Raw genomic sequence first — 22,953 nt, 5'->3', positions numbered from 1 at the left:
CCGGTGGACCGCGTCGCCGATGCGTACCGGTTGCCGTCGCGCCGATGAGTCTGCGGGCGCCCGCCGGTCTACCTTTCGACCGGTACAACCGATTCATCGGGAGCAAGACATGGGTCTCATCCATATTGAGCTGTTCACCACCCTCGACCTCGTCGGGCAGGCGCCCGGCGGCCCCGACGAGGACCCGGAGGGATTCCCGTTCGGCGGCTGGCAGGCGCCTCTGATGGACGAGGTCGCCGGGGCGCAGGTCGATGCCGCGTACGAGGGCACGGACGCCCTCCTGCTCGGCCGGCGGACGTATGACATCTTCGCCGCCTACTGGCCGCACCAGAAGGGCGCTGAGGAGACCGAGTTCGCCACGCTCTTCAACCGTGTCCCGAAGTACGTGGCCTCCCGTGGCAAGCCCGACCTCTCGTGGGCCGGGTCCACGCAGCTCGGCCCGGATCTGGCCGGCGCGGTGCGCGAGATCCGCGATCGGCACGAGCACGTGAGGGTCGTCGGGAGTCTGAACCTGGTGCAGACCCTTCTGCGCGAGCAGCTCTTCGACCGGCTCGACCTCTGGGTGCACCCGATCGTGCTCGGCGACGGGAAGAAGGTGTTCGACGGCGGTGCGGTGCCCACGAACGTCACCCTCCTCGAACCGCCGGTCGCCAGCCCGAAGGGCACCGTCTACCTGCGCTACGGCCGCGCCGACGGCACGCCCGGGACGGGGGACATGAGCGCACCCGATCGCGGTGCCGGGCGCGACAACTGAAGCCTCCCGCGCCAGGTGCATCCGTGTCGTCGGCGGTGGAACCGCCCGTTCACCGCCGCCACACCATGCTCCGACCGGCTCTGGCGCACCGGGCCGAGTCCGGCAAATGACCTGGAGTGGGTGGCTGAGTCGTTTCAAAAAGGCTGCCGGCCGGAAACGGTCAGGCGCCTGACCGACGCCGCAGCGCCCATTCTGGAGATGCGGTCATCGGTGCAGAATCTCGAAGTGGACGGCTGGCCCTACTTCGCTAAAGTGACCACCCAGGTGGGCGGCTAGACGACAGTCCGCCCTCACCCTCTGCCTGTGGTCCCTACGCCCGGGGGACCACGTACAACCTGGCGCTGGGAGCCGCCCCCCCGCTGTCGGTCCTTGCTATTGGTTCAGACAATTAACAACTATGTCGTTTCCATCTCGTTAACAATTTACTTATTGACGACATGGCAACGGCCGAGTTGACTCCCGTGAACCTCGGCCGCAGCCTTGCGGCCTCGTCAGGGAGGCAACCCAAAAATGAACGCGGTAATGCGTCGTGCCGTCATGTGCTCGCTTGCGGTAACGATGACCGTGTCCGCGGCCGCTTGCGGTGACACGGGCGACACCGGAGTCAGCCTGAAGGACAAGTCGATCGGTCTGCTGCTTCCGGACAACGCCACGAAGCGGTACGAGAAGTTCGACCGTCCGTTGATCGGAGGCAAGATCACGTCGCTCTGCCCCGACTGCAAGATCGCGTACGAGAACGCTGACGGTGACCCTGCAAGACAGGCGCAGCAGGTCCGCGACATGATCGCCCAGGGCGTCAAGGTCCTGATCCTGAGCCCGCAGGACGCGGTCGGCATCAAGGCGTCGGTCCAGGAGGCCGTGGACAAGGGCGTCAAGGTCGTGGCGTACGACCGCTTCGCCCAGGGTCCGGTCTCCGCGTATGTCTCCTACGACAACGAGAAGGTCGGCGAGCTGCAGGGCCAGGCACTGCTCAACGCCATGGGCGACAAGGCGACCCCGACTGCCAACGTTGTCATGATCAACGGTGACGACGCCGACCCGAACGCCGCGCAGTTCAAGGCCGGTGCACACAAGGCGCTCGACGGCAAGGTCAAGATCGCCTACGAGCAGAGCGGCAAGTGGAAGGACACCGTCGCGAACCAGAAGGTCACGGAGGCGATCGCGCGGCTCGGCGCCAAGAACATCGACGGTGTCTACTCCGCGAACGACGGCATGGCCGGCGGTATCGCCACCGCCCTCAAGGATGCCGGCATCAACGTCCCGCTGACGGGTCAGGATGCCGACCTCGCCGGCATCCAGCGGATCCTGGCCGGCAAGCAGAGCAGCACCGTGTACAAGGCGTTCAAGCCCGAGGCCGACGCGACCGCCGAGATCGCGGTCAAGCTGATCAACGGTGAGGACATCAAGACCGTCGCGGACACCGTCGCGACCAGCGGCTCCGGCACCACCGTGCCCGCCAAGCTGCTCACCGCGGTGTCGGTGACCAAGGACAACATCAAGGACACGGTCGTCAAGGACGAGGTGTATCTCATGATGCAGATCTGTGCCGGCGCCTACGCCGCCGCCTGTGAGGCGGCCGGCATTCGCTAGACCCCCTGGCCCCGCCACTCCCCCGATCCCTCGGCCCGCCGGCTGCCGCGGTGGCGGCAGCCGATCCGCGGCTGCGGCGATGGCGGAGCGGCGGCCGAGGTCACGGCGCCGGCTCGGGGCGAGGGGCGAGGACGGCGCCCAGCAGGAGTCCGGCGGCGATGGCGGTCACAATGGTGATCATTTTGGTGAGGTCGTGGAAGCCCTGGATGGGGTAGCCGCCGGCCAGTGCGGTCAGCCCGCGCATGCCCAGCGAGCCGACGGTGAGAGTGAAGAAGCCTGGCAGCAGCAGCACGATGCGTGGGGGCTGCGCGGGTCTGGCGGCCAGCCATGTCGTGACCAGGCCGAGCGGTACGGCGGCGGCGAACGTGCCGCCGACCTCACCGATCAGCTTGGTGCCCGCAGTCTGCACGCCCACGGTGACATACACCAGGACCAGCAGGGTGCCCAGCAGCGGCGCGTGGTCGTCGTCGCTCAACACGTCCGCGGGCCGCCCCGATCGGGGCTCCTCCCACATCTCCGGCTCGGTGATCACACGCTGTCGGCCCGAAGCGATGCGCGTCCCTGCCCTACAGGTCCATGTCCGCCTCCACTGCTACTTGCGGCGTGCGACCAGCAGGCCGGCTAAGTCGACGATCCCGAGCGGGCAGTCCAGGAGAGTGCTGAAGGGCTCCCCGGCGAGCCGCCTCACGACGAGGCCGAACAGTCCGATGAGCATCAGCACCCTCCACCCGGCAGGACCGCGGTCCGTCTGACTCTGCGTCATTTACTTGCCTCCTGCGACTCCTTGAATGCGCCTGCTGCGCCTGCTGCGCCTGCTCAACAAGGTAAGGATTGTTCAACAATCCAGCAAGAGGGCATTCAAGAGTGGCTCTCACCGCTTCCATTTCGCTGTACACACGGAGTATCTTTTGTTCAACGATCTGTCCGCAGGATGAGAGGGACGCAGGTGAGCACCAACGCTCCGAGGTCATGGATCGACGAACTGGCGCGAGACCAGGACCCGCTCGGCCGCGGCAGCACCGCCGAGCGCGTGGCCGGCGTACTGCGGGACCGGGTGACCGAAGGGCGGATCCCACCCGGAACCCGGCTGTCGGAGGAGGCCATCGGCGCGGCCCTCGGGGTCTCCCGCAACACCCTGCGTGAGGCCTTCCGACTGCTGGCCCAGGAACGCCTGCTGGTGCACGAGCTCAACCGCGGCGTGTTCGTGCGGACCCTGGACCGGGACGACGTCGTGGAGCTGTACCGGCTGCGCCGACTCGTGGAGGGTGCGGCCGTACGGGAACTGGTCGGCGCCCCCGAGCGGGTGATCGGGGCGATCCGGGCAGCCGTCGAGGCGGGCGAGCGCGCCGCGGCCGACCAGCGCTGGCCCGATGTCGCCACCGCCGACCTGCACTTCCACCGCGGGATCGTGCAACTGGCCGGATCCGCGCGGCTGGAGGAGTTCATGCTCCGCATCCACGCCGAACTACGCCTGTCCTTCCACGTCATGGACAACCCGCAGCGCTTCCATGAGCCCTACCTCACCCGCAACCGCGAACTCCTGGGCGCCCTGGAGTCCAGGGACACCCAGCAGGCGGAGCTGCTGCTGTCGGTCTACCTCGCCGACGCGGAACGACAACTGGTACGCGCCTTCGAGGACGCGAGATGAGCAGGGTCCCGCCGTTCGAGGAGGTCGACGACCACGGACAGATCCTGTTCTGCGGCGACCCCGGGCTGCAGCTCGATGGCATCCTGCTGGGCCTGCAGACCCCGCAGGGCACGGTCACCCTCGACCCCGACCTGACGGGTCACACCCCGGCGGCGCTTTTCGAGTTCCGGCAGGTCCTACGACTGCATACCAACCACGTCCAACATGCCGTGACGTCAGCGGCGTCGATCGAGGAGGTGCCCAGGGAACCGCAGATCGAGGGGGCCATCCTGTTCGGGATGCAGCGCCTGCCGCCGGAATTCTCGCAGCTGCGCCTGCCCGATCCGCCCAGCTCCGACGAGGACGGGGTCCGCCTGGACAGGATCCCGCCCACCGTGTTCGAAAAGCTGCGCATGCGCGAACCGCCGCGACGCGACGAGAACGAGGTCTACTTCGGCATGCGGCGGAGGCCGCCCGGATACGCCGACCTGCGCTCGGCCCCGGGCTGGGAGCTGCACGAGATACCGGACTGCGATGCGGGGCGATGGAGACCGGACGTCATGAGCCGTTCCCGGCTCGAACTGCGGACGCCCGACGGTGAGCTCTACTCCCGTGCCTGGGTCTCGCCCGACCCCGCGTGGCAGGCCGCCGCCCTGGAGCACGGCTACGTCGTCTGCCTGTGCGGCCTGTTCCTGGGCCTCATCGGACCCATTGACATGACCGCCGCGGCGTACACCCCGGCGATGCGCCGCCAGGGGTTCGAGATCGGCTGCGCACTGGGTCTGACCGTCGGTGGAATTGTCACCTACGTCAACCACTCCTGATCGTGGTTGCTCCCGCCGGGCGTCCGCGGTCTCGTTCGCCCGGCTCGATCGCCCTGACCGCGGCAGTGCACACGCCTGGCCGCCGTGGGGCCCCGCAGCAGCGTCGATGTCCGACCGTGCCGTTGCCAGCAGATTCAAAACATGGGCTATATGGTCCCATTTATGACTCATGGTCCGCCTGAGCGGGTTCGGGCATGTCTGTTCGGCCTCGACGGTGCCCTCACCGGAACGGCGATGGCGCATGCCCCGGCGTGGAGGGCGGAGCAGTGACCGCCGACGCCCTGGTGATCTTCGGTATCACCGGCGACCTGGCGCGCAAAATGACCTTCCGGTCGCTCTACCGCCTGGAGGCGTCCGGGCTCCTGGACTGCCCGATCATCGGGGTCGCGCGCGAGGACTGGTCGCACGACCACCTCATCTCCTCCTTGCGCGAGGCCCTGCACACGGTCGGCGAGCCGGTGGAGGCCGGTGCCTTCGAGCGGCTGGCCCGGCGGCTGACCTACCTGCAGGGCGACTTCGCCGACCCGGCGACCTACCAGGCGCTGGCCGGCCGGCTGAAGGACGCCGGGAAACCGCTGTTCTACCTGGAGATCCCGCCGTCGCTGTTCGCCCCGGTCGTGGAGGCACTGGGTGCGGCGAACCTCACCGCGCATGCCACGGTGATGCTCGAGAAGCCCTTCGGCCACGACCTGGCCTCCGCCCGGGCGCTCAACGCACGGCTGCACCAGGTGCTCGCCGAGGACCAGATCCTGCGCATCGACCACTTCCTCGGCAAGCAGCCCGTACTGGACATCCAGTTCCTGCGGTTCGCCAACGCGCTCCTGGAACCGGTCTGGAACCGCGATCATGTGGCGGCCGTACAGATCACCATGGCCGAGGACTTCGGAGTCGAGGACCGAGGGTCGTTCTACGACCCGGTGGGCGCGCTGCGCGACGTGGTCCAGAACCACCTCCTCCAGGTGCTCGCCCTGATCGCCATGGAAGCGCCGGTCGGCCCCGGACCCGACGCGCTGTGGGACCGGCGGGTCGATGTCTTCCGGGCCATGGCCGACGTCGATCCGGCCCGCTGCCTGCGCGGTCAGTACGAGGGCTACCTGGACGTCCCCGGAGTCAAGCCGGGCTCGGTGACCGAGACCTACGTCGAACTCGCCCTGGAAGTGGACAACTGGCGCTGGAGCGGCGTGCCGTTCTCCATCAGGGCGGGCAAGGCACTGGCCGCCAGGGCCACCGAGGTGCGCGTGGTCTTCAAACGCCCGCCGCGGCTGGCCTTCCTCGACCAGCCCGAGCATCCCGACCCCAACGAGCTGGTGCTGCGGATCGACCCGGACCCCGGACTGCGGCTCAACATGCTCTCCAAGGAGGCATCCGGTCACTCGACCAGAGACGTCCACCTGGACCTGTCCTTCGCCGCCGAACTCGGCAAGCCCCCCGAGCCCTACGAGCGGCTCCTCAACGACGCGCTGACCGGCGACCGTTCGCTCTTCACCAGGCAGGACGTCGTGGAGGAGACCTGGCGCGTCATCCAACCGCTGGTGGATCACCCACCCGCGCCGGTGCCCTACGCACGGGGTTCCTGGGGACCCACGCAGCACCCGGGCAACACGCCCTGGCAGTTGCCCTGGCTCCCAGGCCCCGACCCGAGGCGAACGGACCACGCCGACACGTAACCCCCGGCAGCTCGGCGTGATGCGCCCGGCCGGATGGGCGCCGACATCGCCCGCCGCCTGATGCGCGACGGCCACAGCTGCGTGGTGTCCGACGCGAGCCTCAGACTGGGCAGCGCTGGAGAGGAGGGAGGCCACTGCCTCAGCCGGCATGAAGGATCCGAAAGCGAGCGGGTTCCGCCGGATCCCGATCAACGACTTGGACCGGCGGCCAAGCCCACTGCCAGACGTTGATGCCGGGCACGCGGGAGAACCGGATCTGCCCCCGGGTGCCTTCGACCGCAACGCGCGACCACGATGCACTCGTGCGCGCCCGGTCCCCACCGCTCGAACGCAGCACATCGGCGAGGACGGCGACCGTGTCGTAGCCCTCGAAGGCGACGAAGGAGGGTGCTTCGCCAAGCCGCTCGCGGAGAGCCGTCTCGACTCGTGCACCGAGTGGGCCGAGGCGTTCGGGCAGGTAGCGCAGGAACGGGATCCCGGCTCCCTGGTCACCCAGCAACGCCACCCATTCGGCGAACTCCGGTTGCCCGGCCGGAGCACCCATCATGATCTCTGCCAGGCGCTGGTCGCGGCGGACGGACCTCACGATCGGCACTGCCGGCTCCGGGTGGCCGACCAGAAGAAGGAGGGCGGTCGCGCGATGGTGGACGAGTTCGTCGCACACGGCCGTGGGGGTGAGCGCGCCCATGTCGAGTTCGATGACGGTGCCGCCACGTGGAGCGAGATGGTCCCGCAGAATGCGGGCCCCGGATGCCCAGTAGACACTCGGCTGCGCTGCTACGGCGATTCGGCTGTGGCCCGCGCCGAGGAGGAAGTCTGCATAGATCTGCCAGCCATGGGACTGTGCCGGGGCGAGGCGCGCGACCCACTGCGTCGGCTTGTCGGTGAGCGCGTCGAGAACCGCTGACGAGCAGAGGAACGGCAGGCCGAGGGCGTCGGCCCTGGCGGCAGCGGCGCGAGCAACGACGCTGTGGTACTCCCCCACCACGGCAGCCACGCCCAGACCAGCCAACTCATCTACGGCCGCCGCCGCCCGCTCTGGATCAGCCGCGGTGTCCCGGACCACCAACTCGAGTGGTCGTCCCACGATCCCGCCGGCGTCATTGACTTCGCGAACGGCCAACTCGAGTCCAGCGAGCAAGTGCCTGCCCGCCTCGACCCAGCCAGGCCGCGTCAGCGGAACGAGAGCGCCGATCCGGACGGACGATCCGTCGGTCCGCTCCCCTCCAGATGGCGATGGTGGCGTATTCATGCCTTGCCCTCTCCCGTGCGGAGCGTCGGTGGCAGTTGGCCCGGTACGTACAGGGGCACGGCTTGGCAGTTACGCATGCAGCTCATCTCGCCGTGGCGGAAGCACCTTGGTGACCATGTCGGCCATTGCATCCACCATCATCGCCAGCGGGCAACCGATTATCCGTCCCGTTCACTGCGGGCCGTTGCCCGCGCTGCCGGGCCGCTATTGACGTCATCCCCGCCCTGAAGGGACGCCCAGCGACACACACTGACCGACCGTCGAGTATAGACGAACCTGCCTTCACTCGGATGGCGGCTCTCCGGCGCAGGTGCGAGGGCAGTGGGCCGTCCTGTGTGACGTTCCGGGTTGGGGCATGCTGGGGCTGCGCACACGCGCTCTATTGCGGTGGCAGGGGGCTGGTCGGGTGTTACGCATTCACTTCACGGCGGAAGACCTCGCGCGGACACGTGTGGCCGCGACGATCGGAGTCGCAGCGGAGATCTACTACAGCCTGGAATTGCTGAGGGAGAACCGGGACCTTCCTCACTTCCGCTCGTGGCGTTCGGCGGTCGCGGGCCGGCTGGGCGCGGACACGCGCCCGCTGACGTCCTTGATTCCGGTGCGCGGTCCCGGGCTCGACCTGCTGGCCCTGATGGGTGATACGCCGTCCCTGGAACACTCCTTGGACAACCTGCTGCACGCCCCCGTGTCGCGGCTGCGACGCGAGTTCGAGGGGCTCAACTTCCATCCCGGACACTTGTCATGGGCCAGGCGGGTGTCCGAAGGGGACCGCGAAGCGCGCAGGGAGCTCGCCGACGCCGTGCGCGCCTGCCATCGGCTGACGGTAGAGCCGTACTGGCAACGAGGGCGGTCGGAACTGGTCGCGCTGTCCACCCGCTCCGCGAACCTGGTGCTCGAGGGAGGCATCGATCTGCTGCTGCGCTCGATCTGCGCACCACTGGTCCGCTGGCGTCCTCCCGTTCTCGAAGCTCCCTACCCCCGCCGGGTCGAGGTGCGCCTCCAGGGCAGGGGGCTGATCATCACGCCCACGGTCTTCTCGACACGGCCTGTGAGCTTTCTGTGGGACCCGCTCGACACCGCCCAGCCACCCCGGCTGACGGTACCGGCCCTCCGTCGGCCGCTGACCGGTGCTGGACCGGCCGAACCGGACAACTCGCCCGTGCGGAACCTGGAGTCTCTCCTCGGCCGGACGCGAGCCGCTGCCTTGCAGGTGACAGCGGAAGGCTGCACGACGACCGAACTGGCACGCCGCCTCAACGTCTCCGCTGCAGCCGCCAGTCAGCACGCGACGGTGCTGCGGGACACCGATCTCATCACCACCAGCCGCCGAGGCGGTTCCGTGCTGCACCTCATCACCCCGCTGGGGCTCGCCCTGTTGAGGACCGGCACCATGACGGAGTCGTGAGCCACGGGGTCGCCGAGGTATCGGCCGTCGCGTCCCCCTTTTAAGCCGTGACTTAAGAGCTGGTCCGCAGATGGATGGCTCGCGCAGGATGTGAGGCCGCAACCGGCTCACATCCTGGAGATCGCATGCGCACTCATCTCGCAGCTGCCCTCGGCACCGTCGTGCTGACCGCGGGCACCTTGCTGGGCGCTCCCGCCGCCGGCGCTCACACCGCCGCCTACCCCTCCACCGATTTCGAAGTCACTGTCGGGAACACATGGACGAAGGGGACTGTGACGTGGCTGAACCGGTCGGTCGTGGTGACGGGGACACACAAGTCGGTGAGCTCGGCCGGCCTGGCGTACTGCCGGCTCACCTGGGCGTACACCTACAACGCCGCCGACACCGTGCAGCTGGGCTCGAACGACTCCAAGCCCGTCGATACGGCGTGCGGTACGTCCAAGAACTTGGTTCTGTCGACGATCTTGTGATGCGGACGCTTCAGCGGGTCGTGTCGGTCGTTCGCGATCATGCATCGCGTGCTCTCGTGATGTGCTCTTGGAGCTGTTCCCGTACCTATCCGCATTGTTGATCGAGGAGGTCGAGAGACAGCCGGACAAGATCATGCTCAGGGCGCGTGTGCGGGCGATGACCGCGGTCTGCCGGTGCGGTGAGAGTTCGGCGCGGGTGCATGGTCGGTACGTCCGTAGGTTGCGTGACGTGGCGGCGGGTGGTCTCGGTGTCGTGATTGAGTTATCCATACGCCGCTTCCGCTGCGAGAACGCTGCCTGTCCGGCCGTGACGTTCGCCGAGCAGATCACGGGGCTGACGACTCCGCACAGCCGTTACACCCCTTTGCTGCGCGGGGTGTTGGCTCAAGTCGGCCTGGCCCTGGCGGGCCGGGCGGGAGTCCGTCTGGCGACGCTGATCGGCATCACCGTGGGCAAGGACACGCTGCTGCGTCTGGTCAGGGCCCTGCCAGAGCCGCATGCCGGCGACGTGGAGGTGCTGGGTGTTGCCGATTTCGCCTTCCGTAAGGGCCGCCAGTACGGCACGTTGCTGATCGACATGGCCACCCACCGGCCGCTTCATCTCTACGACGGTCGTGATGGCGAGGACCTGGCAGCCTGGCTCCGCGGCCATCCCGAGGTGAAGGTCATCTGCAGAGACCGCTCCAGTGGATACGGCGAGGGCGCGCGGATCGGGGCACCGCAGGCCGAGCAAGTCGCCGACCGCTATCACCTGTGGGCCAACCTCGGCCAGGCCGTCGAGAAGAGCGTGAACGCCCACCGCTCCCGCCTGGCCCAACCGCCTTCCGAACCTGCTGACACACGCGACGCGCGGGAGGAACAGCCTGAGGTGGTCCAGCCGCCGGTGGAGCTGAGGATCGTGACCCGGCTGCGTGAACAGCACGCCGCCGCCCACGAGCTGTGGGAACAGGGGATGTCGAAAGCGGCGATCGGGCGGAAGCTTGGGCTGCACCAGGCCACTGTCCGCAAGCTTGTCGACGCCCACTCCGCCGATGATGTCGTCGCCAAGAGCCTGCAGCGGGCACACACCGTCGACCCTTACGTCGGCCACCTGCACCGGCGCTGGAACGAAGGTGTCAGAAACGCCGCCCAGCTCTACCGGGAGATCCAGGACCTCGGCTACCCCGGAGGCGAGTTGGCGGTCCAGCGTCACCTGCGGCGCTATCGGACCGGGCGCGGACATGCGCCCGCCGCGGGGCCCAAGCCTCCGTCGGTCCGCAAGGTCACCTCCTGGATCATGACCCACCCCGAACACCTGCGGGATGAGGACGCGAGCAACCTGCACCGGCTTCGAGAGCGCGATCCTGAGCTGGACCGGCTGACTCTCCACGTCAGGAAGTTCGCCGTGATGATGACCGGACGCCACGGCGACCGTCTCGAGAGCTGGATCGCGGGCACCGAGCAGGACACACTGGCCCCGCTCGCGTCTTTCGCCCGAAACCTCCGCCGGGACCTTGACGCCGTCCGCAACGGCCTGTCCCTGCACTACAGTTCCGGCGCCGTCGAGGGCAACGTTAACCGGCTGAAAATGCTGAAGCGCCAGATGTACGGCCGGGCCGGCCTCGATCTCCTTCGCAAACGAGTCCTGCTCGCGCGATGAGCTTTGACCACTCACATCACAAGATCGTCGACAGAACCAAGAACTTCACCTTCACCGTGCCGGCCAATGTCGTCGGCGGAGCCGGGCTCGTGCGGGTCTGCCTCGATGACGGCAATTACAAGGACCTGCTCTGCCACCCCTACAGGCGGCCCTGACCCGTCCGACCGGTCGGACGGTGACGTCGTCGCAACAACCCCATGCCGGGATCTGCTGCCTCGGTGAGCAGGCTGGGACGCGGTCATGCTGATGCCGCCTCAGGCTCCGGCTCCAACGTGCTGTCCCGTGTTGTGCCGCCGGCCGGGCGGCACAACACGGGACGCGCGGAAGCTCAGCTCGCAGCACGCTGCTTCGCCCTCTTCGCTACGCGGCAGCCGTCATGCGGGCGAATACCACGACATTGCTGTCGTAGTACCTCTTCTTCGGGTCGAACTCACCGCCGCAGGTGACCAGGCGGAGTCCCGCGTAGTCGAGATTCTTGTAGACCTCGAGCGTGGGGAACTTGGCCTTCGGATACTCGGCGACCCGGTCGACCGTGAACGTGGCCTTTCTGCCGTCCTGCCGGGTCACCTCGATGGTGTCGCCGGCCTTCATGGTCTTCAGTTTCGCGAACACCGCCGCCGCACCGTTCCAGGTGACATGGCCGGCGATGACGGCCGGTCCCACGGAGCCGGGTGTCGGACCGGGTTCGTACCAGCCCGCGAGATCGGGGTCCTTGGGGGCCTTCATGACTCCGTCCTTGTCCTGGCGCAGCGTCTCCAGGTTGCTGGAGACGCCGAGGGACGGGATGGTGATCGTCTGCGGCGCCGATCGGGCCAGGGCGGGCGCGGCGTTTCCCGCATTCGATCCGCCCTGCGCTCCGGCCTCCGGCGACGCGCTCTGGGAGCCGCCGGCGGGCGCCTGGCCCTGTACGGCTTTCTGAGCCTGGCGCGCCGGGGGCGCAGCGGCGTCCTGGCCCCCGCACCCGGTCAGCGTCAGTGCGGCGAGGGTGAGGACGGCGGCCAGGCCGGTGACTCCGCGGCCGCGGGGTCGCGCGGTAGCGGCGTCGGGCGCAGGAGGCGCGGTCGGTACGGAGAGGTGAGCGGAGAGGTGAGCGGGCTTCACGCGGCGCTCCTCGAGGACTCCGTCCGGACGCCGGCGAGCGCACGCCGACGCCTCACGACGACCGCCGCGCCGACCGCCGCCACGGACACGGCTGCCGCGCTGCCGGCCAACGCCGTCGGCACCATCGCGCTCTGCGGGTCACCGCCCCCGGTTTCGATACCGCCCACCGGAATGGACCCCACGGACGCGCCCATGACCATTCCGCAGTTGGTCGGAGCCGTGGCCTCCTGAGGGAGCTTCGGGTCGAGCTCGCTCACCCCGGCCCCTTCGAAGTCGTACTTGTCGTTCTTGTTGCGGTCGATGCCGTGCTGCACGATGTGCAGGTCCTTGATGTGGTCGACCACTTCCTTGGAGACGGTGAGCGTCCGCTTGTAGGAGAGCTTGCCCTGCTTGTCGGCGACGGGCATGCGGTCCACGGCGAGACCGCTGGTCGCCAGGGTGTCCCCGGACGTGGTGAGCGAGATGTTGATGTTGCCGTAGTCCACGGTGGCCTCGGTGTTGCTGAGGACCCCGTCGGCGTTGGTGTCGTCGCTGGCGTCCGGGCAGTGGAAGTCATGGCCATTGGTCGAGCCGTGCAGATGCTGGGCCGAGGGCTGTCCGGGCACCATGCCCTCGGACTCGATCTGCACAGTGAGTTTGTTGCCCTTGATGCTGAGCATGGCGGTACCCCGGGAACCGGAGTTGTTCAGCTGCGCCAGGTCGATCTGATAGGCATTGCCGCCCTCCGCGAGAGCTGGCGAGGAGAGTCCCACGGTCAGGAACATGGCGGCAGGCAGGGCGGCGAGTACCACGAGGCGACCGGTGCGCTTGGCTATCACATTCGCTCCTGTTCCGCGGCCCCCGAGGGAGGAACCGCAGATCGTACGGGGGTGACGCGAGATCCCGGGGAGTGGTCTCTCTGCTTCTTCGGAGCCCCAACGCCGTTGGATTGGTGGTTCTTTGAAAAACTTCTGAACGGGCCGTCGGGCAGGGCGCAACCTGCCCGGTGATCCCACTGCGGGGTCCCGCAGCCACCTGCCGTGACGTGCCAGGAGACCGTCGGGGTGCCTCGACCACGATCGTGGTCGAGGCCCCCCGACGGTCTGCGCCGGCCACGACAGCGGGCGCGCGTGCCTCAGTTGAGCTCAGCGCTCGGCCACCAGGACGTAGGCGGCCGTCTGCACGGAGAGTTCGACCGCCTCCGCGCCGCCGCTGACCGTCACGCTGCCGGGCGAGGACATCACGTTCACGACGGCGCCGGGCCGGATCCCGGCGTGCCGCAGGGTGTGCATCAGGTGGGGGTCGGTCTGGATCGTCTCCCCGATGCGCCGTACGACGGCGCTCGTTCCGTTCGGCCCGGGCTCAAGGTCGCTGATGCTGACCATTCTCTCGTCGGGGAAGGGATCCATGGTGCTCGTCCGGCCGAGTTCCTCCAGGCCCGGGATCGGGATGCCATAGGGCGATTTCGTCGGGTACTGGAGCAGTTCCAGGATGCGGCGCTCGGCGGCTTCGCTCATCACGTGTTCCCAACGGCAGGCTTCGGCGTGGACCTGCTCCCATTCCAGCCCGATCACGTCGACGAGAAGGCACTCCGCGAGGCGGTGCTTACGCACCACGCGCATCGCCAGCCGCCGGCCGTGCTCGGTCAGTTCCAGGTGTCGGTCGGCGGCGACATGCAGCAGGTCGTTGCGCTCCATGCGGGCCACGGTCTGGCTGACGGTGGGGCCGCTCTGGTGCAGCCGCTCGGCGATACGGGCGCGCAGGGGGACCAGGCCGTCCTCCTCGAGCTCCAGGATGGTGCGGAGATACTTCTCGGTGGTGTCGATGAGGTGGGTCATGCCGTTGGTCAGGCGGGGGTTTCGGCGGTGGCGGTCAGCACCGCGCGGCCGAGGATGTGGCCGGCCATGGTGAAGCCGAGGACGGCCGGGGTGGCGTCGGCCGCGACGCCGATGGACTCGACGTCGAGGGCGTGCACCACGACGAAGTAGCGGTGCGGGCCGTGTCCGGCCGGCGGTGCGGCGCCGATGAAGCGTGCTGCGCGGGCGTCGTTGGGCAGTTGGAAGGCGCCTTCGGGCAGGCCCGAGCCGGTGTCGCTGCCGACGCCCTCGGGCAGTTCGGTGACGGTTGCGGGGATGTCGGCGACCGCCCAGTGCCAGAACCCGGACCCGGTGGGGGCGTCGGGGTCGTAGACGGTTACGGCGTAGCTCTTGGTGCCGTTCGGGGCGCCGTTCCAGGACAGCTGCGGGGAGACATCCTTCCCACCGGGGACGCCGGCGGAGAACTGCTCGGGCGACCAGGCGCCGCCGTCGGTGACGGCGGTGCTGGCAACAGTGAAGGAGGCCGCCTCAGGGAGGCGGGCGAAGGGGTTGTTGGCGGTTGTCACGTCGTTCCTTTCGGGCCGTTCGGGCCGTGCTGCGGAGTGGCGGCGATGCGGTGTCGACGGAGGGACCGCGGTGCCGCGCAGGAGCACTGCCGTCGGCTCTCATCGCCGATGAATCGACGATAACACTAATAATCGATTATTGAAGGGATCGTCTATGATGAGGCCATGACGCAGACGGCCCACACCTCGACTTCGCCGGGCAGGCAGATGCTCTCCGAGCAGGTCTACACACACCTGCGGGACGCGATCATGCGCGGGGATTACGCCCCGGGTGACGCCCTCAAACCGCAGAGCCTCGCCAAGGAACAGGGCGTGAGCCTGGCCGTCGTACGCGAGTCACTGGTGAGGGTGGTCGGCGAGGGCCTCGCCGACCGGCTGCCGAACCGCGGCTTCGCCGTCCCGGCCTTCTCCGACCGCCGCTGGCAGGAGATCGCGGAAGCCCGCCGGACCATCGAACCGGTCATGTTGCGCATGTCCATCGAGCGCGGCGATGTCGACTGGGAGGCTCGCGTACGAGCGGCCCACCACCGCCTGGCCCGCACCCCGGCATACGTGCCGGGAGAAGGCGAGTACTACAGCGACGCATGGGCCGCGGCCCACCGCGACTTCCACCGCACCCTCCTGGAGGGATGCGGCAACCCGGTCCTGCTGGAGACCTTCGACCGGATGTGGATTGCGAGCGAGCTGGCACGCCGCTGGTCGGCGCACCGTCGACCCGAGCGTGACGGAGCTCCCGAGCATCGCCGGTTGGAGGAGACCGCGCTGGCCCGCGACGCCGACGCCGCAGCCGAGGTACTGACCCAGCACCTCACCATGACGGCGGTCGCACTGACCGACCGCCCCCACCACGAACCCTCGGTTGACGCCTGATGGACTCGCCCACCCGCCGGACGCTCGCAGCCTACGAGCGCTGCTGGAAGAGGCTCGAACATTTCGACTCCGGCCAGTTCGTCGTGCCAGGGGGAACGTCTAGCGGGACGGGACAACCGCACCGTCACACGTAGATCACAGCCGCGTGGGACACACTCTCCGTCATGTCCCCAGCTGTCATCTACGGACCAGGCAGCGGTACTCGCCCGCGCGGCCGTTGGCCCTGAGCCCGTTCATATGGCAGGGCCGGCCTGGGTCGTCATGCCGAGGAAGGACGGGTGCGCAGGCCGTCGATGACGAGATCGAGGATGCGTGCGGCGCGTGCCTGGCTCTCCGGCCCCGGGAGGGATGCGCCACAGCACGCTGAGTTGCAGGAGCACGTCCTCAGGATCGGTCCCGGGTTTCAGGGTGCCTTCGGCGACGCCGGCGGCCAGCAGGACGGCGATGGCACCGAGGAAGGACTCGTAGTTCTCGTCGTCGAGGCCGCCGTTGGCCGCGGCGTGGATCACTTCGGCCACGCCGTATTTGAGTTGTCCGTAGCGGGCGACTTCGTCGAACCAGTGACGCAGGGCCTCCAGCGGTGGGAGCGAGGCCGCAAGGGTGTGCGCCAGGTCGATGACCTTCTGGATCTCCTGGTGGTAGAGCTCGACGATGAGCGCCTCCCGGGTGGGGAAGTGCCGGTAGAGCGTGCCGACGCCGACGCCGGCTTGCTTGGCGATGGCGGTCATCGAAGCGCTGGACGACGCGGCGAACGCCTCGCCCGCGGCAGCGAGGATCCGCGCCCGGTTGGTGACGCGTCCGTACGAGTGGCTCGGGGTGGCGTTGGGTTCACGGGGCCGCCGCAACCGCCACAACACCGACAAGGCCCACCGGATGATGGGCTGGCAGCCCCGGCCCGCCCAGGAGACCGTACTGGACTGTGCCCGCTGCCTTCTGGCCCACGACGCCCTCTGACAGATACGCACCGTCGGCCTTGTGCGCAGCACCTGAGCCGTCGGTCAGCGGGTGTGGCGGCGGACTGCGTCGAGGAGTTGGTCGACGTCGTCGGCGCTGTGGGAGAAAGCGGTGACGAACCGGACGATTCCCGGTTCCCAGCGGTCGTGATAGAAGGCGTAGCCCTCGGCGAGGAGTCCTTCGGTGACCTGCTGGGGCAGACGGCAGAAGAGGATGTTGGCCTGCGGCGTGGCCAGCAGGCCGGTGCCGGGAATGGCTTTGAGGCCGTCGCCGAGCCGGGTGGCCATCGCGTTGGCCTGGCGGGCGTTGTGCAGCCATAGGCCATCGGTGAGGTAGGCGTCGATCTGGGCCGCATGGAAGCGCATCTTGGAGGCGAGCTGGCCGGCCCGCTTGGCGCGGAAGGCGAGCTCGGCGGCGAGCGCGGGGTCGAAGCAGACGATGGCATCGGCCGTCATCGCACCGTTCTTCGTGGCGCCGAACGACAGGACGTCGATGCCGGCCTTCCACGTCATCTCGGCCGGGCCGACGCCGAGATGGTCCAGGGCGTTGGCGAAGCGCGCGCCGTCCATGTGGACGCGCAGTCCCGCGTCCTTGGCGATGGCGGACAGGCGGCGGATCTCCTCCACGGTATAGACGCTGCCGCTCTCGGTGGCCTGACTGATGCTCACCACGGACGGCTGCACGCTGTGCACGTCACCGGCCCGCCGGCCCACCGCCGCCCGCAGCGCTTCCGGGTCGATCTTGCTGTCAATGCCTGGGACACCGACGAGCTTGGCGCCGTTGGTGAAGAACTCCGCAGCGCCGCATTCGTCGGTGTTGATGTGGCTGCCGGGATGGGAGAGCACGCTGCCCCACGGTGGCGTGAGGGCGGCCAGGCTCAGGCCGTTGGCGGCGGACCCGGTGGAGACCGGGAAGACATCGACGTCCCGCTCGAAGATCTCGCCGAGCCTGCGGCGGGCGTTGTCGGTGAAGGGGTCGTTGCCGTACGGCAGGACCTGCCCGACGGCCGCGCCGGCGACGGCCCGGACTATCTGCTCGGATGCCCCGGCCATGTTGTCGCTGATGAACGCACGGCTGGAGGGGGTGATGGCGATGGTGGTGCTCATGAGGGGTGTTCCTTGGTCTCAGGCCCTGATGGGAGGTGCGTCTTGGCATCAGGCGCTGATGGGGGTGTGTCTGGCATCAGGTGCTGATGGGCGAGGCGAAGACGACGGTGATGTCCACTTCCTCGGCGCCCGTGCGGTAGAAGTGCGGTGCGTCCCCGGCGAAGGCGAGCATGTCGCCGGGACCCAGATCCTGCGGGGCGTCGACAGGGCCGGCGGTCACGTGCCCGGTGGCAACGAGCAGGTGCTCGATCGTGCCGGTGGCGTGCGGGACACCGGGCAGCTCCCTCTCGGGTGGAATGCGCAGCCGCCAGATCTCCAGGCTGTTGCCACTGCTGATGCGGCGCAGCAGTTCCCGGGAGACCTCGCCGGGCTCGGTGTCCGTGCCCGGCCGGAAGACCGGCCCGGTGTCGGCGTCACGTGCCAGCAGGTCGGCGATCGGGATACGCAGGGCGATCGCGATCGCGTCCAGGGTGTCGATCGTCGGATTGCCGTTGCCGGACTCCAGCTGCGACAGCGTGGCCTTGCTCAGCCCGGCGCGCCGGGCCATCTCCGCGGCGCTCATCCCACGCTGCTGGCGGCGCAGGCGGATCTTCGCGCCGACTGCGGCTGCGGTACTGCTCACCGGCTGGCGGCCGGACGGCGGGGGTGTCATCAGCGGCTCCGTTGCGGTGCGGTGCAGGACACGCGGACGGTGCCATCGAGGTGGGCGCGGACCTGTGCGCCGACCCGAATGGCCTCGATTGAATGAACCATGCGTTCACTATACCGAACACTCGACGCAGTATTGAACCCATCGTTCGTTTTAGTGAACGACCCTTACTGCGGGGAGCCGATCGTCCGGTCCGACGAATGGCGAACGCCGCGCGCCGCGGTACCAGCGGCGAGGCCGGCGGGCGCAGCCGGTGGCCGGCGCGACGTCACGATAAAGGTTGTCGAAGCGGTGGTGCGCCTCCGGCCAGGCGCCGACGGCCCCCCGCTACGAGGACTTCCGCACGTACTCTCCCGGTTCGGCATCCGCGTCCATGCTGTACAGCAGCAGATGGCCGTCGCGACCGACCATGAAGAAGATCGCGGAAGGCTCACGGCAGCCCTTGCCCGACTTCGCCGCGTAGGTCGGCGGGCTCAGCGCCAGCACCGGGGACACCGCGCCGATGGCGAGAGTGCTGTCGCAGAACTGCTCCGTGCCGTCCTCCATGCCCGCCATGCCCGAGATCCGCACCAGTCGGCCACCGACCGGGCCCTGCGTGATCGAGATCAACTCCTTCTCCCGATAGGCCGGGTTGGCCGGCACCCAGACGCCGACGTACTGGTCCGGCACCGCGGTCCCTCCGCCGGCCGACCGGTAGAAATCGGCCGTCAGGCCGCCGGACGTCCACACCAGCACGTCTCGCGACCGCACCTTGAGGGTCTGCTGGGACAGCGGCTTGCAGCGTCCCTGCGGAACTCCCGCGGTCACCTGGCCCGCGGCGACGACCACGGTGTCGGCATCGGTCGACACCAGCTTGCTGCGCCCTGTGCACTGCACATTCCGGTCGGTGTCGATGTACGCGGCGACCTTGTCGCCCGGCCGGCCCGGTGCGATCTCCAGCCGCAGTACCCGCTTCGGCAGATCGGAATTGCCCTCGACCACGCCTTCCCAGGCGCCGACGAACTCATTCGGAACTCCCGGCCCGGCGCTCGGTGATGCCGAATTCGACGCCGGCGCGGTCGCCGAGTGTGTGCTGCCCGCCGCGGGGCCCTTGTCACCACCGTCACGCAGGATCAGCGCCACGCCCGCGGCCACCGCGGCGAGCGTCACCACTGCGGCCAGCACCGGCCGCCACCGCCGCGTGAACCGCGTCGGCGCCGTCGAGCCCTGCGACGGTGTCTGAGCGGCGAGTACCAGCGGCGGTGCGTCCGCGGCGATTACCTGCGGCGATGCCTCCACAGGGGGTATCTGCGGTGGTGTCTCCGCGGTGAGGATCCGGGCGGCGAGCCGGCCGAGCTCAGTCAGCAGCTCCGCGGGCAGCCACGGCCCGTCCGCGTCGGTGTGGGTGCCCGCGGCGAGCTGTTCGGCTGTGGGCCGCCGCTGCGGGTCCTTGTCGAGGCAGGCCGTCACCAGACCGGTCAGCGCCTGCGGCACCCCGGTGAGGTCCGGTTCCTCCTCGGCGGCACGGAACATCAGCGCGTGCGGCCCCAACTCGGCCGAGCCGAACGGCAGCCGCCCCGTCGCCGCGTACACCAGCACGGAGCCGAGGCTGAACACGTCCGCGGCAGCCGTCACCGGCTGTCCGCGCACCTGCTCCGGCGACATGAAACCCGGCGAGCCGAGCACGACCCCGGTCGAGGTCCGCACGCTGCCTGCCGCGGTGTCGAGCGCCCGGGCGATACCGAAATCGATGATGCGCGGGCCGTCGACCGTCAGCAGGATGTTCGACGGTTTGAGATCGCGGTGCACCAGACCCGCGCCGTGGATCGCGCACAGCGCACGGGCCAGCCGCCCCGCCAAAGCATGCAGTGTCGCCTCGGGCAACGGCCCGTAGCCCGACCCGACGACCTGGTCCAGTGCCGGCCCCGGCACGTACTCGGTGGCCACCCACGGGGCCGCGGCCTCGGTATCGGCGCCCAGAACCGGAGCCGTCCCCTCACCGCCCACCCGGTGCAGCGCGGCAACCTCCTGACGGAACCTGGCCCGGAACTCCGGAACCTCCGCCAGCGCCGCCTTGACCACCTTCACCGCCACGGCCCGACCGCCCGCGGAACGCCCCAGGAACACCTGGCCCATACCGCCGGAACCCAGCCTGCCGACCAGCGTGAACTCCCCTATCCGCCGCGGATCCCCCGGCTCCAGGACGTGCATCCGTGCCCCACTCTCCCCCGTGTACGTCAACCCGCTCCGCGCAGCGGCGACACTACCGGCCCGAACAAGAACCCGCCCGCAGCGCCTGCACCCCAAGGCCGGCCAGGACCTTCAGGTCGGTGCCCGCCGGGGTGGCGGTCGCCTCGGTCACCCGGTCGAAGCACCGGCGGAGCCGAAGACGTCCGAGGGGGACCGCCGCACGCTGCGGCGGCCCCCCTCGTGCCGGAGCAGATGCCGGGTCGAGCGTGTGCTCGGACCCGGTCCCGGCGGACTACCCGATGGTCCAGTGCTGGAGCGCGGAGTTGGTGTCGGCTTGTTGTGTCAGCAGCGCGCCGTCGGCTGTGGAGGCCGTGGTCAGCAGCAGTCCGCTCTTGACCGACTTGACGGTGTAGCCGCCGCCCGCCAGTGGGGTCACGGTCCACTCCTGGTTCGTGGTGCCGGAGCAGGTCCACTGGATGATCTTGGCTCCGGCGGCCGTCGAGCCGCCGTTCACGTCGGCGCAGAGTCCCGAGGTGCCGTTGACGAGGGTGTAGGAGCCGTCGGACTGCTGCGTGAACGTCCACTGCTGGTTCGCGCCGCCGTGCAGGGCCCAGGTGATGAGCTGCGTGCCGGTGGTGGTCGAGCCGCCCGGGTCGTCGAGCGCCTTGCCGCCCGTGGTGAGCGTGTGCACGCCGTTGAGGTTGCCGGTGCCGGAGCCGGGCCAGAGCGGGTTGCGGCCGACGGCGTCCATGATCGGAACGAAGGCGGCGTAGGTGGCGGCGAGTTCGGGGGTGCCCCAGGTCATCTGCGCCAGATCCCGCATGGGGTACTTGATCCCGGCCGCGGTCTGGTCCTGCGTCTCGGCGCTGGGGTTGTCGCACCAGACGTGGAGCAGGGAGCCCAGGTTCTTCGAAGCGCTGTTGATGGTGTTGCCGCCCTGGAACAGGTCCGGGTTCCAGGTCTCGTACATCCACGTCGTGTTCGGCTTCGAGCCGCCGTAGACGTAGTAGGTCGGGTCCCAGGACTCGTTGGCGACGGTGTGCCCGGCGTTGATCAACTGCTGCGGTGTGAGGCCGTAGTTGTACCAATACTCGACGACGATGTCGGCGTTCGGGGAGATGGTCCCGTCGCCGGCCTTGATGCCGTCGTTCCACATGCGGGTGGTCTTGGCTCCGGTCTTGACCAGGCTGTCGGCCCAGTTGATGAAGCCGTAGTAGGTGTCCTTGGCCGTGGCACTGGCACCGTAGTTGGCGCGGGCGTAGGTGAGCAGTTGTGGGTAGGCACTGTAGTTGGTCACGTACTCGTCCGCGCCGATGTGCCAATAGCGCGAGGAGGCGAACAACGGCAGGTACTCGTTGATCAGATCACTGATCAGGGTCCGCGCGCCGGGGATGGACAGGTCGATGAAGGCGCTGCTGACGCCTCCCGAGCTGTCCTTGAGCCGGTAGTCGTGCCCGATGTTGAGCTCGCCGGTGAGGATCGCGTCCATGTGCCCCGGCATGTCGATCTCCGGGACGATCGTGACGTGGTACTTGTTGCCGACCGCGATGATGTCGGCGATGTCCTGCTTGGAGTAGTGCTGGGTCGACGTGACCTCGGGGTGTGTACTGCTCTCCAGCCGGAACCCGAACGTGTCCGACAGGTGCAGGTGGAGGTAGTTCATCTTCAGGTAGGCCATGTCGCGGATCTGGTTCTCGACGAACGGCACGTCGAAGAACCGGCGCCCGGTGTCGATCATCAGGCCGCGTTCGGCCTTGGTCGGCGAGTCGGTCGCCGTGCCGGCGGTGATCGTCGAGCCTTGGTGCAGCATCTGCAGCACGGTCCGGGTGCCCCAGAACTCGCCGGTCGTGGTGCCGCCCTGGATGCTGATGCTGCTGCCGACGGTCATGGTGTAGCCCTCGGCGGGAAGCCCGTTGCCGCCGAGCGTGAGGGCGATGTCGCCGACGCCCGCGGCACCCTGCACGACGGCGACCGTACGGCCTTCGAGGGCGGAAAGGTCGGCGGCGAAGGTGTTCGCGTCTGCGGTGAGCTGTGCGGCATAGGCGGGGTCGACGACGACGCGGCTGGCGGAGGTGAAGCTGAACGAGCCGGTGCCGGCGGTCCAGGAGCGCAGGGACGGGACTGTCGTCGGGGTGCCAGTGGCGGCGTGGGTCGCCGGCGCCGCGGCGAGCAGGTAGACGGGGACGAGGCTGGCGGCGAGGGCGGCCGCGGCCAGGGTTCTGAGGGGTCGCATCGGGTGTCCGGTCTGTCGGAGGGACGGTGCGGCACGGTGCGGGGTTGTGCGCGATTCGCTGCTCGATCTGCGCGGTATAGACCACGTGGAGCTTGTAGTGCGCAGTATTGGACAGAAATCCGGGGCGTGGCAAGGGTCTGATAGCGGGTAATTGCTGCCCGCTGCCGCATGGGGCGGCCGATCCATCGGCACCACAACTCGAACGCGCCGCCCGCGAACACGCCCTGCCCTCTGACGGCCCGTCGGGTGAGCAGGCCGTCTGACCGCTCTGCGAGCCC

Annotated in this window: 24 protein-coding genes; 12 read left to right on the top strand and 12 right to left on the bottom strand. The window is 68.8% G+C overall.

Translation table 11 applies throughout. The features are described from left to right. Nucleotides 1-109 precede the first annotated feature (109 nt). The 3 genes from C8250_RS41030 (at nucleotide 110) to C8250_RS41020 (ending at nucleotide 2,344) form a co-directional block, all read left to right on the top strand. Nucleotides 110-754: a dihydrofolate reductase family protein gene (locus C8250_RS41030; protein ID WP_138351923.1), complete on the top strand. Its 645-nt coding sequence runs from the start codon at nucleotides 110-112 to the stop codon at nucleotides 752-754. Between the two features lie 120 nt (nucleotides 755-874). After that, nucleotides 875-1,030, top strand: a complete 156-nt coding sequence (locus tag C8250_RS41025; protein ID WP_187145193.1) for a hypothetical protein — start codon at nucleotides 875-877, stop codon at nucleotides 1,028-1,030. A 246-nt stretch (nucleotides 1,031-1,276) separates the two neighbouring features. Further along, nucleotides 1,277-2,344, top strand: a complete 1,068-nt coding sequence (locus C8250_RS41020) for a substrate-binding domain-containing protein (protein ID WP_138352078.1) — start codon at nucleotides 1,277-1,279, stop codon at nucleotides 2,342-2,344. A gap of 100 nt (nucleotides 2,345-2,444) precedes the next feature. Here C8250_RS41020 and C8250_RS41015 read toward each other — a convergent pair whose 3' ends face one another. Further along, entirely contained in the window at nucleotides 2,445-2,876 is a 432-nt protein-coding gene (locus C8250_RS41015) for a hypothetical protein (protein ID WP_244809718.1), read from the bottom strand. A gap of 60 nt (nucleotides 2,877-2,936) precedes the next feature. Then, on the bottom strand, nucleotides 2,937-3,107 hold the full coding sequence (locus C8250_RS41010; RefSeq protein WP_164293239.1) for a hypothetical protein: 171 nt from the start codon (nucleotides 3,105-3,107) through the stop codon (nucleotides 2,937-2,939). A 183-nt stretch (nucleotides 3,108-3,290) separates the two neighbouring features. Between C8250_RS41010 and C8250_RS41005 the strand changes: the two genes are divergently transcribed. The 3 genes from C8250_RS41005 to C8250_RS40995 all read left to right on the top strand — a co-directional run bounded on the left by C8250_RS41005 (nucleotide 3,291) and on the right by C8250_RS40995 (nucleotide 6,462). Further along, the gene (locus C8250_RS41005; protein WP_244809717.1) at nucleotides 3,291-3,992 is read left to right on the top strand and encodes a GntR family transcriptional regulator; all 702 of its coding nucleotides are present in this window, start codon (nucleotides 3,291-3,293) and stop codon (nucleotides 3,990-3,992) included. Then, nucleotides 3,989-4,795, top strand: a complete 807-nt coding sequence (locus C8250_RS41000) for a hypothetical protein (protein ID WP_138351925.1) — start codon at nucleotides 3,989-3,991, stop codon at nucleotides 4,793-4,795. Before C8250_RS41005 ends, C8250_RS41000 begins: the two co-directional genes overlap by 4 nt. Nucleotides 4,796-5,061: 266 nt before the next feature. After that, nucleotides 5,062-6,462: a glucose-6-phosphate dehydrogenase gene (locus C8250_RS40995; RefSeq protein WP_198359571.1), complete on the top strand. Its 1,401-nt coding sequence runs from the start codon at nucleotides 5,062-5,064 to the stop codon at nucleotides 6,460-6,462. 139 nt (nucleotides 6,463-6,601) lie between these two features. Here C8250_RS40995 and C8250_RS40990 read toward each other — a convergent pair whose 3' ends face one another. Continuing rightward, nucleotides 6,602-7,714, bottom strand: a complete 1,113-nt coding sequence (locus C8250_RS40990; protein WP_138351927.1) for an ABC transporter substrate-binding protein — start codon at nucleotides 7,712-7,714, stop codon at nucleotides 6,602-6,604. Between the two features lie 355 nt (nucleotides 7,715-8,069). On the opposite strand from C8250_RS40990, the gene C8250_RS40985 reads away from it, so the two are divergent. From C8250_RS40985 to C8250_RS40970, 4 genes are all read left to right on the top strand, one after another. After that, entirely contained in the window at nucleotides 8,070-9,122 is a 1,053-nt protein-coding gene (locus tag C8250_RS40985; RefSeq protein ID WP_232486314.1) for a winged helix-turn-helix domain-containing protein, read from the top strand. Between the two features lie 125 nt (nucleotides 9,123-9,247). Next, complete coding sequence (locus tag C8250_RS40980; protein ID WP_138351928.1) at nucleotides 9,248-9,592, top strand: hypothetical protein; 345 nt, start codon at nucleotides 9,248-9,250, stop codon at nucleotides 9,590-9,592. A gap of 61 nt (nucleotides 9,593-9,653) precedes the next feature. Continuing rightward, nucleotides 9,654-11,231 carry an ISL3 family transposase gene (locus C8250_RS40975; protein WP_203218454.1) on the top strand — a complete coding sequence of 526 codons (1,578 nt, stop codon included), beginning with the start codon at nucleotides 9,654-9,656 and terminating at the stop codon, nucleotides 11,229-11,231. Continuing rightward, on the top strand, nucleotides 11,228-11,386 hold the full coding sequence (locus C8250_RS40970) for a hypothetical protein (RefSeq protein ID WP_187145192.1): 159 nt from the start codon (nucleotides 11,228-11,230) through the stop codon (nucleotides 11,384-11,386). Before C8250_RS40975 ends, C8250_RS40970 begins: the two co-directional genes overlap by 4 nt. Before the next feature lie 205 nt (nucleotides 11,387-11,591). Here C8250_RS40970 and C8250_RS40965 read toward each other — a convergent pair whose 3' ends face one another. From C8250_RS40965 to C8250_RS40950, 4 genes are all read right to left on the bottom strand, one after another. Further along, entirely contained in the window at nucleotides 11,592-12,332 is a 741-nt protein-coding gene (locus C8250_RS40965) for a class F sortase (RefSeq protein ID WP_244809716.1), read from the bottom strand. Next, nucleotides 12,329-13,150 (bottom strand): hypothetical protein, encoded by an 822-nt coding sequence (locus tag C8250_RS40960; RefSeq protein ID WP_138351929.1) that lies wholly within the window; start codon nucleotides 13,148-13,150, stop codon nucleotides 12,329-12,331. The genes C8250_RS40965 and C8250_RS40960 overlap by 4 nt, the downstream gene beginning before the upstream one ends. 306 nt (nucleotides 13,151-13,456) lie before the next feature. Beyond that, the gene (locus C8250_RS40955) at nucleotides 13,457-14,149 is read right to left on the bottom strand and encodes a metal-dependent transcriptional regulator (protein ID WP_138351930.1); all 693 of its coding nucleotides are present in this window, start codon (nucleotides 14,147-14,149) and stop codon (nucleotides 13,457-13,459) included. A gap of 8 nt (nucleotides 14,150-14,157) precedes the next feature. Next, nucleotides 14,158-14,694: a YbhB/YbcL family Raf kinase inhibitor-like protein gene (locus C8250_RS40950; RefSeq protein WP_138351931.1), complete on the bottom strand. Its 537-nt coding sequence runs from the start codon at nucleotides 14,692-14,694 to the stop codon at nucleotides 14,158-14,160. Between the two features lie 165 nt (nucleotides 14,695-14,859). Here C8250_RS40950 and C8250_RS40945 point away from each other — a divergent pair, with 165 nt between their 5' ends. After that, nucleotides 14,860-15,564: a GntR family transcriptional regulator gene (locus tag C8250_RS40945; protein WP_138351932.1), complete on the top strand. Its 705-nt coding sequence runs from the start codon at nucleotides 14,860-14,862 to the stop codon at nucleotides 15,562-15,564. Between the two features lie 233 nt (nucleotides 15,565-15,797). Here the strand turns inward: C8250_RS40945 and C8250_RS40940 are convergent, their stop codons facing one another. Next, nucleotides 15,798-16,292, bottom strand: a complete 495-nt coding sequence (locus C8250_RS40940) for a TetR/AcrR family transcriptional regulator (RefSeq protein ID WP_232486078.1) — start codon at nucleotides 16,290-16,292, stop codon at nucleotides 15,798-15,800. Here C8250_RS40940 and C8250_RS44210 point away from each other — a divergent pair. Then, the gene (locus C8250_RS44210; protein WP_232486077.1) at nucleotides 16,282-16,518 is read left to right on the top strand and encodes a hypothetical protein; all 237 of its coding nucleotides are present in this window, start codon (nucleotides 16,282-16,284) and stop codon (nucleotides 16,516-16,518) included. The two genes, C8250_RS40940 and C8250_RS44210, sit on opposite strands and share 11 nt — an antisense overlap. 44 nt (nucleotides 16,519-16,562) lie before the next feature. Here the strand turns inward: C8250_RS44210 and C8250_RS40930 are convergent, their stop codons facing one another. The 4 genes from C8250_RS40930 to C8250_RS40915 all read right to left on the bottom strand — a co-directional run bounded on the left by C8250_RS40930 (nucleotide 16,563) and on the right by C8250_RS40915 (nucleotide 22,675). Next, nucleotides 16,563-17,624 carry a low specificity L-threonine aldolase gene (locus C8250_RS40930; protein ID WP_138351933.1) on the bottom strand — a complete coding sequence of 354 codons (1,062 nt, stop codon included), beginning with the start codon at nucleotides 17,622-17,624 and terminating at the stop codon, nucleotides 16,563-16,565. 76 nt (nucleotides 17,625-17,700) lie between these two features. Further along, nucleotides 17,701-18,276: an XRE family transcriptional regulator gene (locus C8250_RS40925; protein WP_138351934.1), complete on the bottom strand. Its 576-nt coding sequence runs from the start codon at nucleotides 18,274-18,276 to the stop codon at nucleotides 17,701-17,703. A gap of 324 nt (nucleotides 18,277-18,600) precedes the next feature. Further along, nucleotides 18,601-20,463 (bottom strand): serine/threonine-protein kinase, encoded by a 1,863-nt coding sequence (locus C8250_RS40920; RefSeq protein WP_138351935.1) that lies wholly within the window; start codon nucleotides 20,461-20,463, stop codon nucleotides 18,601-18,603. Between the two features lie 271 nt (nucleotides 20,464-20,734). Beyond that, a complete protein-coding gene (locus C8250_RS40915) occupies nucleotides 20,735-22,675 on the bottom strand; it encodes a family 20 glycosylhydrolase (protein WP_138351936.1) in 1,941 nt (646 codons plus the stop codon). Nucleotides 22,676-22,953: the final 278 nt, after the last annotated feature.

Source organism: Streptomyces sp. So13.3 (assembly GCF_005860785.2).
Taxonomy (GTDB): Bacteria; Actinomycetota; Actinomycetes; order Streptomycetales; family Streptomycetaceae; genus Actinacidiphila; species Actinacidiphila fildesensis.
Note: the sequence above shows the minus strand (reverse complement) of the source record. Positions and strands in the feature narration are given on the sequence as shown.